The 17,968-nt window shown below is 45.4% G+C and carries 16 protein-coding genes; all 16 read right to left on the reverse strand.

Translation table 11 applies throughout. From position 1 onward, the window contains the following. Positions 1–49: 49 nt before the first annotated feature. The 16 genes from BLW49_RS01925 to BLW49_RS02000 all read right to left on the reverse strand — a co-directional run bounded on the left by BLW49_RS01925 (position 50) and on the right by BLW49_RS02000 (position 17,716). Positions 50–787: a regulatory protein RecX gene (locus BLW49_RS01925; protein ID WP_076311086.1), complete on the reverse strand. Its 738-nt coding sequence runs from the start codon at positions 785–787 to the stop codon at positions 50–52. 110 nt (positions 788–897) lie between these two features. Next, the gene (recA, locus tag BLW49_RS01930) at positions 898–1,959 is read right to left on the reverse strand and encodes a recombinase RecA (protein ID WP_047909651.1); all 1,062 of its coding nucleotides are present in this window, start codon (positions 1,957–1,959) and stop codon (positions 898–900) included. A 259-nt stretch (positions 1,960–2,218) separates the two neighbouring features. Next, the gene (locus BLW49_RS01935; protein ID WP_076311087.1) at positions 2,219–3,484 is read right to left on the reverse strand and encodes a competence/damage-inducible protein A; all 1,266 of its coding nucleotides are present in this window, start codon (positions 3,482–3,484) and stop codon (positions 2,219–2,221) included. Positions 3,485–3,621: 137 nt separating this feature from the next. Next, on the reverse strand, positions 3,622–4,209 hold the full coding sequence (gene pgsA, locus BLW49_RS01940; protein ID WP_076311088.1) for a CDP-diacylglycerol--glycerol-3-phosphate 3-phosphatidyltransferase: 588 nt from the start codon (positions 4,207–4,209) through the stop codon (positions 3,622–3,624). A 231-nt stretch (positions 4,210–4,440) separates the two neighbouring features. Next, positions 4,441–4,932, reverse strand: a complete 492-nt coding sequence (locus BLW49_RS01945; RefSeq protein ID WP_047909654.1) for a YajQ family cyclic di-GMP-binding protein — start codon at positions 4,930–4,932, stop codon at positions 4,441–4,443. Positions 4,933–5,089: 157 nt separating this feature from the next. Next, positions 5,090–6,085: a helix-turn-helix domain-containing protein gene (locus BLW49_RS01950; protein ID WP_090722949.1), complete on the reverse strand. Its 996-nt coding sequence runs from the start codon at positions 6,083–6,085 to the stop codon at positions 5,090–5,092. Positions 6,086–6,163: 78 nt separating this feature from the next. After that, on the reverse strand, positions 6,164–6,931 hold the full coding sequence (locus BLW49_RS01955; RefSeq protein ID WP_076311090.1) for a DUF3388 domain-containing protein: 768 nt from the start codon (positions 6,929–6,931) through the stop codon (positions 6,164–6,166). A gap of 187 nt (positions 6,932–7,118) precedes the next feature. Further along, a complete protein-coding gene (locus BLW49_RS01960) occupies positions 7,119–7,373 on the reverse strand; it encodes a DUF3243 domain-containing protein (protein WP_047909657.1) in 255 nt (84 codons plus the stop codon). A 109-nt stretch (positions 7,374–7,482) separates the two neighbouring features. Further along, positions 7,483–8,253 (reverse strand): elongation factor P 5-aminopentanone reductase, encoded by a 771-nt coding sequence (ymfI, locus tag BLW49_RS01965; protein ID WP_076311091.1) that lies wholly within the window; start codon positions 8,251–8,253, stop codon positions 7,483–7,485. Next, positions 8,253–9,533, reverse strand: coding sequence for an EF-P 5-aminopentanol modification-associated protein YfmH (gene yfmH / locus BLW49_RS01970; protein ID WP_090722950.1), 1,281 nt, complete (start codon positions 9,531–9,533; stop codon positions 8,253–8,255). The genes ymfI and yfmH overlap by 1 nt, the downstream gene beginning before the upstream one ends. A gap of 3 nt (positions 9,534–9,536) precedes the next feature. Further along, positions 9,537–10,817, reverse strand: a complete 1,281-nt coding sequence (gene yfmF / locus BLW49_RS01975) for an EF-P 5-aminopentanol modification-associated protein YfmF (protein WP_076311093.1) — start codon at positions 10,815–10,817, stop codon at positions 9,537–9,539. A gap of 176 nt (positions 10,818–10,993) precedes the next feature. After that, positions 10,994–11,848 (reverse strand): spore cortex-lytic enzyme, encoded by an 855-nt coding sequence (gene sleB, locus BLW49_RS01980; RefSeq protein ID WP_076311094.1) that lies wholly within the window; start codon positions 11,846–11,848, stop codon positions 10,994–10,996. A 271-nt stretch (positions 11,849–12,119) separates the two neighbouring features. Then, a complete protein-coding gene (locus BLW49_RS01985; protein WP_090722952.1) occupies positions 12,120–14,768 on the reverse strand; it encodes an FtsK/SpoIIIE family DNA translocase in 2,649 nt (882 codons plus the stop codon). Positions 14,769–14,857: 89 nt separating this feature from the next. Continuing rightward, positions 14,858–15,082: a YlzJ-like family protein gene (locus BLW49_RS01990; protein WP_076311096.1), complete on the reverse strand. Its 225-nt coding sequence runs from the start codon at positions 15,080–15,082 to the stop codon at positions 14,858–14,860. Beyond that, a complete protein-coding gene (locus BLW49_RS01995; protein WP_076312510.1) occupies positions 15,079–15,798 on the reverse strand; it encodes a ClpP family protease in 720 nt (239 codons plus the stop codon). The genes BLW49_RS01990 and BLW49_RS01995 overlap by 4 nt, the downstream gene beginning before the upstream one ends. 238 nt (positions 15,799–16,036) lie before the next feature. Further along, positions 16,037–17,716 (reverse strand): ribonuclease J, encoded by a 1,680-nt coding sequence (locus tag BLW49_RS02000; protein ID WP_090722954.1) that lies wholly within the window; start codon positions 17,714–17,716, stop codon positions 16,037–16,039. Positions 17,717–17,968 lie beyond the last annotated feature (252 nt).

Genomic DNA, 17,968 nt, shown 5'->3' on the forward strand with positions numbered 1-17,968 from the left:
CGTGTTAAGAAATTGTCAAGAGAATGCGCTTTTTATGGTATGGGCCTATTTAGTCGATCATATCCTCTTCATCCACTTCCCCTGCATACTCATCCGCATACTGTGATTGAAGCTGTCCGATGACCTTCCTTGTGACCTCTCCAGAATATCCACGGCGCATTAAGAAGGGGTAGGTTTTACGTTTCTTCTCAAGCAGATCTCCTTTAACCTGATCCCACTTCTTGCGTCCAGCAGTCATCGCGCTGTCCCATTCTTCCTCTAGACTGACTTCGCCAAGAGCAACCTGAATATGTTCTTTGGCTATCCCTTTTTGCCGGAGCTCCTGCCCTACCCACAGTTTCCCCTTTCGGTGGTTGGAAATACGCTGTCTAGCCCATTCTTTTGCATAGAATGAATCATCAATCAGCCTCTCTTGCTCCAGCCTTGATAATACATCTTCAATTATTGAATCCACATATTCCTTTTGCTTCAGCTTCTGTGCCATCTCATGCCTTGTCCGCGGCTTCCGTTCCAGGAATTTTAGACTTTGTACATAAGCTCGCTGTTTCTCATCAGCGATAACAATTTCTTCAAGCTCCGTTTTGTGAAATGAATTTCCCTTGATCATTCGGTACTTGATCATTACGTCTTCCAATACAGACAGCTCATATGAACCAAATGATATCATATACCTCGCTTCACGCCCTCGCAGCTTCTCCACTCGGGTGATCTCTAGTGATTCATTAGGAAAATGGGAGACACCCTGCTCTATGTCCTGGATCATATCCTGCTCGTAATTGTCGTTCATCCTGTGTCTCTCACTTCCCTCATAACTAAATTTGTGGTGCATTCGTATAACTAGACAAAAAACCGCAGATCAAAGTGAGCTGCGGTTTACAGAAAATCAAAAGAATACTATTATTCTATTTCGAACAATTCCTGTTCTTCTTCAGCTTCCTTCGCTTTCTCAGCATCAGACTGAGCTGGAACAGTCGTTGTCAAGTTGCTTGCTTCACGCACTTTCAGCTCAATAGTTTGTGTAAGCTCAGGATTCTCCTTCAAGAACTGCTTCGAATTCTCACGGCCTTGGCCTAAACGATCACCGTTATAGGAATACCACGCACCACTCTTATCCACGATGTTGTATTCTGTGGCGATATCGAGCAGACTTCCTTCTCTGGAAATTCCTTCACCATACATAATATCAACTTCTGCTTGCTTAAATGGAGGAGCAACCTTATTCTTCACGACCTTAATCCGAGTCCGGTTCCCGACAACATCGTTCCCCATCTTGATGCTCTCTACACGGCGTACGTCAAGACGTACAGTGGAGTAGAATTTAAGAGCACGACCACCAGGAGTGGTCTCTGGGTTACCAAACATGATGCCGACTTTCTCGCGAAGCTGGTTAATGAAGATCGCAATCGTCTTCGATTTGCTGATCGCACCAGACAGCTTACGAAGAGCTTGAGACATCAGACGTGCTTGCAGACCCACGTGGGAATCTCCCATATCGCCTTCAATCTCTGCCTTCGGCACGAGTGCAGCTACAGAGTCGATAATAACGATATCAACCGCGCCACTGCGTACGAGCGCCTCTGCAATCTCTAGACCTTGCTCACCTGTGTCCGGCTGGGACAACAGCAATTCATCAATGTTAACGCCTAACTTTCTAGCGTATTGCGGATCAAGTGCATGCTCTGCATCGATAAATGCAGCTTGTCCACCTTGCTTCTGTACTTCAGCAATAGCATGAAGCGCAACGGTTGTTTTACCAGAAGATTCAGGTCCATATATTTCAATAATCCGGCCTCTAGGGAAACCGCCGGTTCCTAGTGCAATATCCAAAGCAATTGATCCACTGGGTACAATTTCGACTTGCATGTGAGTTGATTCACCCAGTTTCATAATTGAACCTTTACCAAATTGCTTCTCTATTTGACGGAGCGCCATATCCAGCGCAGCACGACGATCTGACAATAAACTCACATCCTTCTTTGTTTATAAGTATATGATACTCTCTTTATGGTCGTTTGCCAAGCATTTTTTGAGAACATACATTCGTTTTTTTTGGAGGAGCGGGCGCCCACCTGTCTCACTCTCACTTTCATATTTGGAAACAATAAAATAAAAAAGGAAGAACCAGCGCAAAACGAGTTCGCTTCGGTTCTTCCGATACATACAGTATACTGCTTCCCACGCTGGTCGTCAAACGGGTATGACCCAGGCCACAATAGCGTCAGTCCAGCTTCTCGTTCTCAACAAGCTTGCGCCACAAACGGTATAGCAGCGTTTTGGCAGAACGAATTCGAATCGTTTCCCGGTTGCCGCTCAAGTTAAGCTCGTGAATCTCTGTTTCTCCCCCGCGCTCCGCTATGCCGATATATACAAGGCCGACTTTCTTGCGCTCTGAATAACCAGGACCAGCTACTCCCGTAACCGCCAAGCCATAATCAGCATCCGTTATCATCCGAACTTGTTCTGCAAGCACTTTGGCCACTTCAGGACTAACCGCGCCAGGAGCATCCTCCCCTTCTAAGTATGCATGGGGAACGTTCAACAGCTTCTCCTTCATTTCATTTGTATAGCACACGATCCCGCCACGAAGCATGGTCCCGCTCCCCGGTATGGATGTCAGAAGCTCCATGAGCAGACCTCCTGTACAGCTCTCTGCAGCCCCCAACGTCAGTTCACGGTCAGCCATCATCTCTACAATGACATGCTCAATAGGAATATCATGGCTTGCATACAAATGCTCCGGCAACCGCTGTTGAATCTGCACTTCAAGCTCATTCAACTTGACCATCGCTTCACTTTCGCTTCCGGCTTTGGTAGAGATACGAACCGTCACTTCACCTTCTCCAGCATACGGAGCAATCGTCGGATCGGTCTGTGCCGAAATAAGATCCTTCAGCTTATCCTCCAGCATAGATTCACCGATCCCCGCAAACTTCAGCATTTTAGAGTAGATCGGCATCTCGCCAGTAAGCGCATGCTGCTGAAGCCATGGCACAGCATGATTTGTAAACATGGGTTTCAACTCTTTGGGAGGTCCGGGCAAAATAATATAATAATGATCATCTTGAAAAATCGCATTTCCGAGAGCAAGCCCTGTCTCATTCGTAAGCGGGGTTGCCCCTTCTATTAATGTCGCTTGACGCTTGTTGTTCTCGGTCATCAGCGTTCCGCGGCTCGTAAACATTTGCTCAATCTTATCCAGAGACCGCTGTTCGATATGAAGCTCTCTGCCCAGCAGCTCAGCTACAACATCCTTTGTAATATCATCCTGAGTCGGACCAATCCCACCCGAGAAAATAATGATATCGGCTCGACTTTGTGCCGTCTCGATCGACTGCTTCATCCGCAGCGCATTATCACCTACGACGGTTTGAAAATAAACATCAATACCGATCGCGGCAAGCTCTTTTGATAAAAACTGTGCATTCGTATTTACAATTTGTCCAAGCAACAGCTCCGTGCCTACTGCAATAATTTCTGCTTTCATGACGATGCCCCCATTTCCACTGTGTTGAATAGCTTCTATATTAGAAGCTGTTTCTCGGATACATAATTATAACTTTGAATAAAACTTTCAAAAAAAGCAATAGGATCACCTATTGCTTTTGTCAGAGAGCCCCTATTTTACGCTTTGGTTTGGGTCAGAAGATGCTTGTTCTTCACGAAATAATCAATGCCTGAGTATATCGTAATCAAGGTTGCCAGCCATATTAATATGGTATCCATCGGTATTCCGATAAAGGCAAACGGGAAATTGTTCAGCAGCAGCAGCGAAATTGCCACGATCTGAACAATCGTTTTGATCTTTCCCCAGGCACTCGCAGCAACGACAGAGCCGTCAAGCAGTGCAATCTGCCGAAGACCTGTAACCGCAAACTCTCTACTCACAATAACAACGGCAATCCACGAAGGAATGCTACCCATTTCAACCAGAGATACGAGCACAGCAGTAATAAGGAGCTTGTCTGCGAGTGGATCTAGAAGCTTGCCCAGGTTAGTAACTAGATTATGCTTTCGGGCTATATATCCATCAATACCATCCGTGCTTGCCGCAATAATGAATATTATTGCTCCAATAAGCTGGTTGTACGGCAATGTATAGTCCCCAATCTGAATCGGCGAAGGATACATATCAAAATCAACAAGCAAGAACACCATCATGACCGGAATCATAAAAATTCTTGCCAGTGTAATCCGGTTAGGTAAATTCAAAAAAAAGCGCCTCCCCTTTACATCGTACTATTAGGAACAAGCATCAGGCTGCTCCAAGTCTTTTCTGCCTGAGATATGTAATAGTAATAACAAACATACATGTCTGTATAGAAGTCCCCACCGAGTATATTATACCCCAATTTACATGTCAAAAAAGACATACGTTAAGAGGAACGCAATGAACAGCATCATTTGCATCATTTACATAGGCGATAGTGTAAGAACAGCAGTTTACTTCATATTCGTAAATTGCAGATCCAGTGGAAGATCACTTGAGCGCAGCAATTGAATAATCGCTTGAAGATCATTTTTACTCTTTCCGGTTACACGGATTTGATCTCCTTGAATCTGGCTCTTCACCTTCAGTTTGGAATCCCGAATCAGAATATTAATCTTCTTCGCATTGTCCTGATCAATTCCCTGTTTGAAGCCAAGACGCTGCCTTACAGTTCCCATAGAAGCAGGTTCAATCTTGCCGTAATCCAAATTTTTGAGAGGGAGACCTCTCTTCACCATCTTGGATTGCAGTACGTCAATTACTGCATTCAGCTTGTATTCATCATCCGAAACAATGATGAGTGCGTCCTTCTCAATCTTCAGGCTGCTCTTGCTTCCCTTAAAATCATACCGACTCCCTATTTCCTTCTCTGCTTGTGTAACTGCGTTCGTTAATTCTGCCAAATCGAGTTTGGATACAATATCAAATGAACTTTCTGAACTCATGTTAACAACACTTCCCTTCGATGTAATTTGACCTTGTGTACCATTATATTAAAACCATACATGTGAAGTCTAATCATGGCGTTTAAGGTATGTCCTACACGATAACTCGTAAAAACATGTACAGCGAATGCGCTGTACATGTTCGATGAAACCTATTTTATTGACCGTCTTCAGAGCCCGATTCACTACCGCTGTTCGTACCCTCTTGTGCAGAACCATTATTTTCGCCTTCAGCCAGCCGAAGTAAAATACGATTCGTCGTCTTGCCGTCCGTCACCACTTGACCATTTACAGTGATTTCCGTCGCTGGGGCATAGCCTGACTTAATGTACATTCCTTCCGCGGTCAACTCAAAGCTATGATTGTCTCCAGCAGCCGTTAAGCCAGAAACTAGCTGCTCACCGCTTGAATTCTCACCATTGTACATCTCAAGCCAGCTTTCGCCAGAAGCTTTAACTTCAACCGTAATGGGTTCTTCCGCACTTCCGCCGCTCACATCAAATATTGTAATGTTACCTGATTTGCCGCTTTCTGTAACGGAAACCGGAACATCTTCAACAGTTTCTTCGTCAGCAGGTTCTTCTTCCTGGTCTGTCCCCTCTTCAGGTGCTGCGGCATCTGGATTCTCCTCACCGTTCGGATCACCGCCGCCTACTTCAGATCCAGGATCTTCAGCATCTTCACCTGCACCAGGCTCAGGTGTGTTCGTTACAGGCTGATTATCCGTTTGTTCTGTAGATGGCTCGTTCGGATCTTCTGCCTGGTTTAAGGTAGGCACCCAATAGAAATAAATAAGTACCAATATTAATGCTAAAAAAGTCCATGGCAGCACAATAGACAGCCACTTATTGTTCCGCTCTGCTTGCGGACGGCTGGAACGCTTCTGCATGACAGGCTCCATCGTAGCTTCCTGCTCAGGAGCCGGAACATCCTTCTTGTGACCCTCCAGCAGCTCCTCAGGATTCAAGCCCACCGTCTCTGCATAGGTTTTAATAAACGCCCGCACATAGAAGCTGCCTGGCAGCACTTTGTAGTCACCCGATTCAATCGCTTCGAGATACCTTTTTCTAATCTTAGTCATCTCTTGAACGTCATCAAGACTCAATCCTTTTTGCAGCCGGGCCTCCTTCAACTGCTGACCCAGTTCAGACATGCCAATTCCTCCTCATTCTTTCGTATTCGCTAAGATGCTTGTATATATAAACACATTTCTTTAAATTGTCATTTAATCTTATAGATCGTCTGTATAATTTGCAGTAAATGTATCATATAAAATTTCTTCATCCGGATTATTGCGAAGCTCAATAATAATATCAAAATTATTGTAGTCGTATTCAGACTCCTGAACAAAAATATCCGGATGCTCAATGACCTTGGTGCTCGGCATATTCATAATTTCCTGCAGCAGATTATAATGCTTTTCATTGGATCTAATGGTGCTCACAATACCATCAATGATAAATACATTGTTCGGATTCATCTCGTCCTCCGACATTTGACTTCTGATCGTTTGACGAAGGAGCGTAGAAGAAACAAAAGTCCATCGCTTCATAGCACAAACACTGCCTGCAATAATAGATTCCGTCTTGCCCACTCGCGGCATCCCGCGAAGACCAATGACATGATTACCTTCTCTCTTGAATACTTCACCCAAAAAGTCCACAAGGAGACCCAGTTCGTCACGGGTAAAGCGGAACGTCTTACGGTCATCCGAATCGCGATCAATATATCTGCCATGACGCACGGCCAATATATCAACAAGCCTCGGCGCACGAAGCGCAGTCACCGTAATATTGTTAACCTTCTTGAGCATTTCTCCAAGAAGCTTTATTTTCTCATCGTCGTCAGATTCAAGAAGCATACCTCTTGTCTTGCCCTCGACTCCGTTTATTGTCAAAATGTTCACTTCGAGCATACCCAGCATTGATGCAATATCACCTAATAAGCCAGGTCTGTTCTTATGTATTTTATACTCCATATACCACTGTTTGTACTCCATTTAAACACCTCTGAAGCCTTATTCCTCATCATTCGACATAATCAGCACATTTTTATATAAAAATGTTGCATCTGACATCCATCAAACACGGGTCTTACTTATGATATATAAAATAAAAATGAATTACAAGAACACGAATGTAACAATTAGAGAAAAGCCCCCTTGCGGGAGCTCTCCTATGCATTAGTTATGCATTTTTCTTGGCCAATTTGACCATAAGTTTTGCGATGGTGCGACGTTCTTCATCATCGCCCACATCCCACAGTTCTTTTAATGCGCGGTTGGATTGGTTAGCAGGATCGACTTTCTCATCAAGGAAATCACCAATCTCATAAGCCAATTTGTTAATTACATCCTGGCTCATCCCCAATTTTTCGGCTTGCACGACACGCTCACCTAGAAACTTCTTCCATGCATCATAGTTACTCACTACTGTTGACATTATTAAATCCTCCTTTGCACAAAGCATGAGATTTAAAAGTGGGCAGTAGTTAATATGAGCAGATGAAGTTCCTTATATACTGGTTAGTTTATACAACAGTGCAACCGTGTTATGTCAGCCAGCCGCCATTCGGCGATATGATCTGACCATTAATGTAGCCCGACTCCGGCAGTGCCAGGAAGTAAACAAGCGAAGAGATTTCATCCGGTTTTGCCAGCCTGCCTGCTGGAATCTCCTCTTCGATCGATTTGATCTCATCCGGATCAAACGACTGCATCATTTCAGTCTCTACAGCACCTGGGGCAACAGCATTAACGGTAACGCCTGAAGGAGCAAGCTCCTTGGCCAGTGCTTTGGTGAAGGCATTGATGCCGCCCTTGGTTGTTGAATAGAGCACCTCACAGGAGGCGCCCGAGATTCCCCATATCGAAGAAACATTGATAATGCGTCCATAACGCTGCGATATCATGTGCGGCATAAACATTTGGGTACACAAAAACACACCCTTTAAATTCAGCGCCATAACCGCGTCCCATTCTTCTTCTGACACATCGCTCAGCAAACCATAGTGACTCACTCCCGCATTGTTCACTAGAATATCGGGCAGCATGCTATGTGCTTTAAGCTTCTCATACATTCTTTCGATCTGTTCCTTGCTCCGCAAATCAGCAGATACAGTCATGATTCTGCCGCCGTGATCCATGCAGCGTCTCGCCACTTCATTCGCAGCCTCGTGTGAGTTCATGTAGTGAATGACCACGTTCATCCCAATGCTTGCAAATCGTTCTGCTATGGATGCTCCAATTCCCCTGCTTGCTCCTGTAACCAGAACCGTAGTCTCCAGAATAGGCTTCATGAAGGATCCGGTTTCTCTCTCCATTAAGGACTCACCACCAATGATACGGCTAACTGTTCCCAATTCACATGCTCTTTAAGACGTCTGTTGACATCCTCCAGTGTAATCGACTCATAGATCGGCAGCACGTTGAATAAGTCCCCGCCTCTAAACTGATAACGGGTAAATTCATGTGCAATACTCTCGGGTGAATTCAGCATTCGGAGATAACCGCCCATTTTCTTTTTGCGTGTGCGTTCAAAATGAGCTGCATCAAAGCCGCTCTTCTGGATCTCCTCGACTTCCGCACGCACTCGGGAGAGCAGCAGATCCGGATCCTTGGTGTCCCCTCCGATGGCAGAGAATCGATACTGCGGTGAGCTGTTGTACTCATGACCAAAGCCGTCAGATATGAGATCTTCATCATACAGCTTCTGATACAGCTCCGTACTCGAGCCAAATAACAAATCCATCATCAATCTCGTCGTCAAATCTTCACGCAGAAGCTCTTCTCCGCGCAGCCCCTTGGTATCTTCCTTGAAACCGAATAAGCATTTAGGAAGTGAAACCGCCAGTTTTGCTTCACGCCGCTTCTCTCCTACTTCCGTCGGTTCTTGTTCAAACAAGCGCTCAATTTTTCCTTGCTTGTCATAATTTTTGCCTGCTTGATTATTTCTCACAAGGTCCATCACTTCACCTGCATCCACACCGCCTACCACAAATAACAGCATGTTGCTCGGATGATAAAATGCATTGTAGCAATCGTACAACGTTTCCTTCGTAATGGTACTGATGGACTCAACCGTTCCCGCAATGTCGATCCGAACCGGGTGCTTCTGGAACATAGCCTCAATCAATCCAAAATAAAGTCGCCAGTCTGGATTATCCTGATACATGTTAATTTCCTGACCAATAATTCCTTTTTCCTTGTTTACATTCTGATCTGTGAAGTACGGATTTTGCACAAAATTAATCAACGTTTCGATATTTTTAGTGACATTCTCCGTAGCCGAGAACAAATACACGGTTTGATCAAAGCTTGTAAAGGCATTGGCGGAAGCTCCATTCGAAGCAAAGGTAGCAAAAATATCGCCTTCCGGCTCTTCAAACATTTTATGCTCCAAAAAATGGGCAATTCCATCTGGAACGCGCTTCTCCTGTTTACCCTCTACTTGAAAGTGATTATCTACGGACCCAAACTTTGTCGCAAACGTAGCATAGGTCTTCTCGAAGCCCGGCTTCGGCAGTACATATACGGAGAGTCCGTTGTCCATCACTTCATAATACAAAGTTTCCTGCAGGTGTTCATACCGTATGCTCTCCACCGGTCATTCCCCCTTCTGATCTCTCAAGAAATAAATCGTATCCAGCTCAAACGTATCCGCTGCCTTCTGGATATCTGATTTGGATAATGCTTCGATCTGTTCCAGCAGCTCCTGCGTCGTGCGCTCCTTGCCGGATAATACCCGATTGAAATCATACGAGATCATCTCAAACGCAGAATCCTGAATCTCCTTCAGCAAATTACGAATCATTGCCTTGGTCTGATTCAGCTCCAGATCACTGATGACGCCTGCCTTCAGATCAGCAAGCTGCTGATGAATGATCTCGACTGCTTTTTCATAATTCGGAATTTCAATCCCTGACTGAATGGTTGCGATGCCCTTGTGACCGTCATATCTAGAGGATGCGTAATACGCCAGGCTGTGCTTCTCACGAACATTTACGAAGAGCTTGGAATGGGGATAACCACCCAATATTCCGTTATAGGTTAATGCTGAAGCGTACTGGTCATCCCCATATGTGATCGAGGTTCGCAGGCCCATATTCAGCTTGCCCTGGCTTACATTCAATTTTTCCACCACGGTCTGAACATCACGGCGATCATGATGACCTGCTTCCGTCTTATACTCAAATGAATGATCCCGATTCAAATGGAAGTATTTCTGAACAAGGCCCTCTACCTCTTCGAGCGTGGTATCCCCGACAACGTACAAGTCCATTCCAGCATTATTAATCCATTCTTCGTATGAAGAATATAGTGTAGCCGCATTAATCTGATCCAGCTCTGAGCGTTCACCCAGTGGATGCAGCCGGTAAGGTTCATTCTTGCACATCTCTTCTATACAGCGTTCAGCTGCATATCTCATTTTGTCATTCACGATAGATTCGAGACGCTTGCGGACCGTTTCTCGTTCGGCTTGAACATAAGAGGAGCGAAACTTTCCATTTTCTTTGGCTGGACTTGTTACAACCTCACCCAAGAAGGAGAACGAACGATCCAGCAAGCTTTCGCTGCTCTGCACAAAGGAGTCATTAATGGTATCCATACGGAATTGGATAATTTGATGATCCCCTCGTTTATATACATCAAAACCAAAGCCTGCACCATACAGCTCCTCAAGCTGCTCACGGAACTGAATGGTCTCCGGATAGGATTCGGTGCCTCTGCGAAGCACAAAGGGAATAAGCGCTGTGCTGGTAACTGTATTTTCTTTAAGAGGTGTCCCTACGTAGAGGGATATGGCAAACGTCTTAAAACGCTTGGTAGGCAGCACGTGTATGCGAATATGCTGATTGCTGCCACGTTCAAATCCTGCTTTAGTCAAGTTCCAAAACCCCTTTTTCGTTTGTCATAATTTACTTATATCTCATCATTCTAACCTATCTAAAAGCACAGAAGCAACCGGAGGACCTGCCGCCGATTGCCAGAGTGAGCATGTAAGTTAGTTGGCATGAAGGTAGGCTTATATGCTATTCGCCCCAGTCATCCCCATTCTATAACTTACAAACAGAATATATGCTGACCAATTGTTTTCACTTGCTCACGTGTCCAGATCCAAGGTGAGGTCGCTGTTCTAGGATTGAAGTAATACAAGCAGCCTCCGGTTGGATCCCAGCCGTCAATGGCTTGCAATACTGCTTTTCTAGCTTGTTCATTTGGTTCAAGCCAAATTTGTCCGTCAGCAACTGCGGTAAAAGCTCTCGGCTCGAAGATGACGCCTGATGGTGTATCTGGAAATTGAGGAGCCTTCACCCGGTTCAATATAACCGCAGCCACCGCGACTTGTCCTTCAAAAGGCTCACCACGCGCTTCTCCGTATACGGCATTCGCCATCAGCTTGATCTCATTCTCGGTTAAGCCGAGTGAGTTGTTGCTGCCCATGCTGTCATCACTGTCGCCTGTTTTATTTCCTTGACCTGTGTTTCCTCCGCCTTGACCTCCACCGCCAGCGTATGCTAGCCCTGGGCCAGGCTCAGTTGGACGCCAATCCTTCGTTGCGTTATACAGCTTCAGCTTCGTACTCGCTCCCACGATTCCATCCGCCTTCATTCCGAATTCGGATTGGAACCATTTCACCGAGCCCAACGTTTTTGTACCGAAATGGCTGTCTACTTTACCATAGTAATAACCTAAATATTTGAGGCGGCCCTGAAGCTCATATACATCCTTTCCGGACGAGCCGTATCTGACTTCATTCTGACTAAACGTAGGAATAGCCTCGGCTTCCTGAAGTTGTTGCTCGATACTGGATTCAGCTTGCGACACTTCATGATGATCTGTCTTTAGCAGAACACGATATGAAGTCGCTGAGATCAAGATGATGCCGGCAAGAATCCATAGATTGATTTTTCGCATGAGTAGGATCTACCTTTCTTTAATGTTCTCTTGAGAATCAATTTCATTTTACCTTTTCATGATTTATGAAATTGATTCGATGGCTACAATTATTATGTTTAGCAGTTATTGTTCCTATGCACTAACCATAGATATCGAGAACTTGTAAAAGGCTGGTAATCGTGATCTCCTCATTTTCGTTCTATATAATAAAAGACCTCTTATCCCTAGTTAAAGAGTAAGAGGCCCTGCACTAATCCAAACATTGCTGAGAGAGCATCATCTGAATAATTTATGAGCTGATTTTGTTAGCTTGGTATTGCTCTAGCGATACAAGGACTTCCCTCGGCTTGCTGCCTTCGTACGGTCCGATAATCCCTCTGGCCTCCATCGAGTCAATTAGTCTGGCAGCACGCGTGTAGCCTACCCTCATTCGACGCTGCAGTAAGGAAACCGAGGCTTGCTTAGCTTCAAGAATGATTTGGACAGCCTGCTCATATAATTCATCCTGTACTTCATCTGCCTGTTGAACCGAATCATCGATCTCTGGTACAAGCGATTCGTCGTATTCTGCGTCAGCCTGATTGCTGACATAGCTTACGATGTTCTCCACCTCTTGATCGCTCATAAATGCACCCTGAACTCGAACCGGCTTAGAAGAACCCATAGGCATAAACAGCATATCTCCCCGTCCGAGCAGCTTCTCGGCTCCGCCCATATCAAGAATGGTTCTTGAGTCGACTTGAGAGGATACACCGAAGGCGATGCGCGAAGGAATATTGGCCTTGATCACACCCGTGATGACATCAACAGATGGCCTTTGCGTCGCTATAATCAGGTGAATACCTGCTGCACGAGCCATCTGTGCAAGTCGTGCAATGGCATCCTCGACATCATTAGCGGCAACCATCATGAGATCTGCAAGCTCATCGACGATCACGACGATGTAAGGCAGCACAGCATCAGGGTTGTCCTTCATCAGATTGTTATACCCTTCGACATTACGTGTACCCGACTTCGAGAAGAGTTCATAACGTTTCTCCATCTCGACAACAATCTTCTTCAGTGCGAGAGAAGCGCGTTTGGGATCGGTGACGACAGGTGCAAGCAAATGAGGAATGCCATTGTACACATTTAGCTCCACCATCTTCGGATCGACCATGAGAAACTTCACTTCCGTAGGCTTGGCCTTATACAGAATACTCGTAATGATTCCGTTAATACATACCGATTTACCTGAACCGGTTGCACCAGCGACCAGCAAGTGGGGCATCCGGGCCAGGTTTCCAACAATCGTCTGTCCTGAGATGTCTCGGCCAAAAGCAATCGACAATTTTGATTCAGCATCCTGGAAAGTAGACGTCTCCATGACTTCCCGCATCGTGACTACCGATACTTCACTGTTAGGCACTTCAATACCTATTGCCGATTTGCCCGGGATCGGTGCCTCCATCCGAATGTCCTTAGCTGCGAGTGCGAGTGCGATATCATCTGTCAAGCTGACGATCCGGCTGACTTTAACACCGATATCCGGCTGAATCTCATATCTTGTCACAGCCGGACCTCGAACAACCTCAAGCACTTTGGCTCTGACACCAAAGCTTTCCAGCGTCGCTTCCAGCTTCCTCGCTGTCTGCTTGTAATCGTTCTGATCTCCGCCCTTACCGCTGCCATTTGGTTTACCAAGCAATCGAAAAGGGGGCAGCTTGTATGGCTTCGGCGGCTTAGCAGGAGGTTTCTGTTCGCCCGCTTCTCCTGCTGCTGACGGAGTAGAATTCAACTGTTTATTTCCACTACCACTTATCGATTCGGCATTACCTTCAGCTGCATCCGTCATCAATTCCTCTGTAAAAGGAATCTCGCCGTGCCCAGATTCCTTTGCCTCATAAGCGTCATCCAGGTCTTCCTCCAATACGGAACCTTCACTGCGCACATTTTCGAAGAAATCTCGAATGATAGGCGATTGAGGGCTTGTACGATCTAACTGAGGAGTCAGCTCCTGCTCATTGTCCGACGCATCCTCATGCCACACTTGCTGAGAGCGGCTGCCAGGAGCTGAAGATTCACCGTATATAATTGCCCCTTGTCCATCAAGCTCCTCCTCATCTTCGTGAGCTGACAAGTCTGCATTGGCATTGTTCTTCGTGCCGGTTCCTTGTCCAAACAATTGGAATAACAAAGGAACCTTTTTTCGGGAAGGAGATATGAACTCCTCCTCTTCATCCTCCACTTCCTCATGAGCTGGAACAGCCTTCGTCTTCTGTTTCGTTTGCTTCGTTTTGTGACGTACCGCTGTCTTCTTGGACGAGCTCCAGTTCTGGATCAGGGATTTCCCTGCGCGGAGAACCCGCGTTCTGAATATACGAATCAGATCGACATAGGATAAGTTCGTTATCAACATGAAGCTGATGATGAACATAACAATCATCATGAGATTCGCTCCCATGCTTCCGAACAGCCATAGCAGTGCTGCATATTCCACTGCACCTGTGTATCCGCCGCTGATGTCTTTACCAAGCATCGAAGTGTTGCTCGCTTCAGCAGGCCTTAACAGCTCTGTCTGCAAATCGATATGTATTTGAGACATCACACCGCCAGGATTCAATTCACCTATAGGACTCAGCTTCTGCTCCATGGCCGATATTGTGCTCATTAACGTCAATGCAAGAACTAACAATAGAACTCCACTTTTACGATGATTCCACCCTGATGGCCATTTACGATGAATCATCACCATTAATCCGTAATAGATACCAATTAAGGGGATGATGAAGTAAAACTTGCCGAGCAGAAGTCCAAACATTTTGGACAAGGATCGTCCTACAGTGGCTTCACCCGATAGAGCGATAACCGACAGGGTAATCAATATGATCCCATAAATCTCATATTTAAGAACCCCGCCAAGAGCTGCTCTCTTTTTCTTTTTCTTTCTTCTGGCCAAAAAGGTCACCTCCAGAAGAATATTATACCATAAGTCTACATCCGCACATATGTTCTTTTTCGTCGAATCTTGACCACAAGGACGTATGTTTAACTTTGAGCAGAGTTAAGCGAAATTTCACGCCCTGGCGTATAAGCGGAATCCAGATAATCATACAAGCTGCCATTGATCAGCCTTACGATGATCCCCGACCTTTCGTTAACAGGCATGATCTGCAACAATCGGCCTTCGATCTGCATTTCTAATAATGGAGGCTGTTCTTTCCACATTCCTTCAAAAATCTGTTCACCGGACATGATCGTATAAAGGGTCATTGTGTCATCCCTCCAGGAGAAGCGGCAGCCCTCATATCCTTTCTCGACAGGATCAGCTTATTCAGCTGAGCGATGGCTTCACCAATTCCGCCTACTGCATCCATCAGGCCATATTGAACCGCATCATTTCCACCTACCGCTGTACCGATATCTCGATTCAATTCCCCCTGCTTAAACATTAGTTCTTTGAAGTGCTCCTCCGTAATACGGGAGTGAGAGGTTACAAATCGCACAACCCGCTCCTGCATTTTCTCAATGTACTCAAAGGTCTGCGGGACCCCAATAAACAACCCGTTCATACGCACCGGGTGAATGGTCATTGTGGCACTCTCCGCAATAATGGAATACGTACTGCTGACAGCTATTGGCACCCCAATGCTATGACCTCCCCCGATGACAACAGTAACCGTTGGCTTGGACATGGAAGCAATCATTTCTGCGATTGCAAGCCCTGCTTCCACATCACCGCCGACCGTATTTAATATAATCAGAATGCCTTCAATTCGCGGATTTTGCTCTGCCGCAACCAGCTGTGGGATGAGATGCTCATATTTTGTTGTTTTATTTTGGGGAGGCAAGATAAGATGCCCTTCGATTTGACCAATAATCGTCATACAGAAGATATTAGATTCTCCAGAAGGAACGGTAGTCTGTCCCAGCTCTTGAATCGTATTAACAACAGGATTAGATTTGGGCTGCTGCTCCGGCGGCAGCATTGGGGTCTCGTTCTTTGCACCTTCGCCTTTATCTTTGCCGATTAACGGATTTGTCACATCAACACTTCCTTTGAAAGTTTTGTCTTCAATATCTGGGTTAGTATGACAATTCCACAATGAATCTTATACACATGAAAAGACACGAAAAAGCCTCTTCCTCGCTAACAGGGAACCGTCCAATATTACCTGTCAGCTTAGAAGAGGCGACTGTGTGCCTTCGTTTGAAGTTATTGGTTTACTATACTTCCATAATGATTGGCAAAATCATAGGGCGACGGCGCGTTTGCTCATACAAGAAACGTCCGAGCGCGTCTTTGACATTGGTTTTGAGCGATGCCCATTCATTGACATTCTCACTCATAAGCTTCTGAAGTGTACTTGTTACAATTCGATTCGCTTCATCCAACAAGCCCTCGGATTCACGAACATACACGAATCCTCTGGAAATGATGTCAGGACCGGAAACGATCTTACCATCCTGCTTGCTAAGCGTAACGACAACAACAAGAATTCCGTCTTGTGAGAGCAGCTTGCGATCACGCAGTACGATATTTCCTACGTCGCCTACTCCAAGACCATCAATTAATACATTTCCGGAAGATACCTTGCCCGCTCTGCGAGCAACTCCGCCCTGAATCTCAACTACTTCACCAACATCGGTAATGAAGATGTTATCTGAATCAATGCCGACAGACTCTGCCAGCAGTGCATGACGACGCTGCATTCTAAACTCACCGTGAATCGGAATGAAATATTTCGGTTTCATCAGATTCAGCATGAGCTTCAATTCCTCTTGACTGCCGTGACCGGAAACGTGTACGCCAGAGTTAGCTCCGCTGTAGTGAACCTCAGCGCCAAGTCTGAACAACTCGTCTATTGTGCGCCCTACGTATTTCTCGTTACCTGGAACTGGTGTTGCCGCAATGATAACTGTGTCTCCTGGCAGGATATCCACTTTGCGGTGAGTTGAGCGAGCCATGCGAGTAAGCGCAGACATCGGTTCTCCTTGGGAGCCTGTGCACAAGATTACAACGCGGTCTGCTGCCATCTTGCCTACTTCTTCCGGCTCAATAATCATGCCGTCAGGAATATCCAGATAACCAAGATCGGATGCAATACCTACTACATTTACCATGCTTCTCCCGATTACGGTTACTTTGCGTCCCGTAGTTTCAGCAGCGTTAATGACTTGCTGGATCCGGTGCACGTTGGATGCGAAGGTCGCAACAACGACACGCTGGCTTGCCTTACGGAAAATATCCTCCATAACGACACCCACATTTTTCTCAGAAGGGGTAAATCCTGGCTTCTCTGCGTTTGTACTGTCTGATAACAATGCCAGTACACCTTTGGAACCGATTTCTGCCATACGCTGAAGATCTGCATACTGACCATTGACTGGAGTATGATCAAATTTGAAGTCTCCCGTATGTACGACGACACCTTCTGGAGTCTCGACGCACACACCTACAGAATCAGGAATACTGTGGTTTGTCTTGAAGAAATTAACCTTAAGGCTGTTGCCAAGCTGTATTTCAGAATCCTCGTTAATGAGAATCCGCTTCGTTTCGCCAAGCAAATTAGCTTCCTTCAGCTTATTTTCTACGAGTCCGAGTGTAAGCTTCGTTCCATATACTGGTACATTTAGATGTTTGAGTACATAAGGCAATCCGCCAATATGGTCTTCATGTCCGTGTGTCAGTACAATCCCTTTTACTTTATCTCGATTTTCAGTTAAGTAGGAAATATCTGGAATGACGATATCAATGCCAAGCATATCCTCTTCTGGGAATTTTAAACCCGCATCTACGACTACAATGTCATTACCGTACTGAACAACATACATGTTCTTACCGATTTCACCGACGCCGCCCAATGCGAAAATCATCAATTTATCGTTGTTATTTTTTTTTGACAAAAGAATCTGAACCTCCTATGGTAGTTGGACGTCGTACCTTAATGATATTATTATTATTTTATTCAAAGAAACCTATAGCTTCTCAGCCGAAGTTCCCACACACTTTGCTGTTAAACAATCTATTTCAAAAATATACCGCACCCAGTCACTTGACATCATTATACATGATTAAAAACTGAAAAAACAAGTCAGTCACGTTTTGTAAGGTTTAGTTTCTCCATTTCATATAAAAACAAACGAGCTCCTCTTCCT

It is taken from the genome of Paenibacillus sp. PDC88 (assembly GCF_900106725.1).
GTDB classification, from domain to species: Bacteria; Bacillota; Bacilli; order Paenibacillales; family Paenibacillaceae; genus Paenibacillus; species Paenibacillus shunpengii.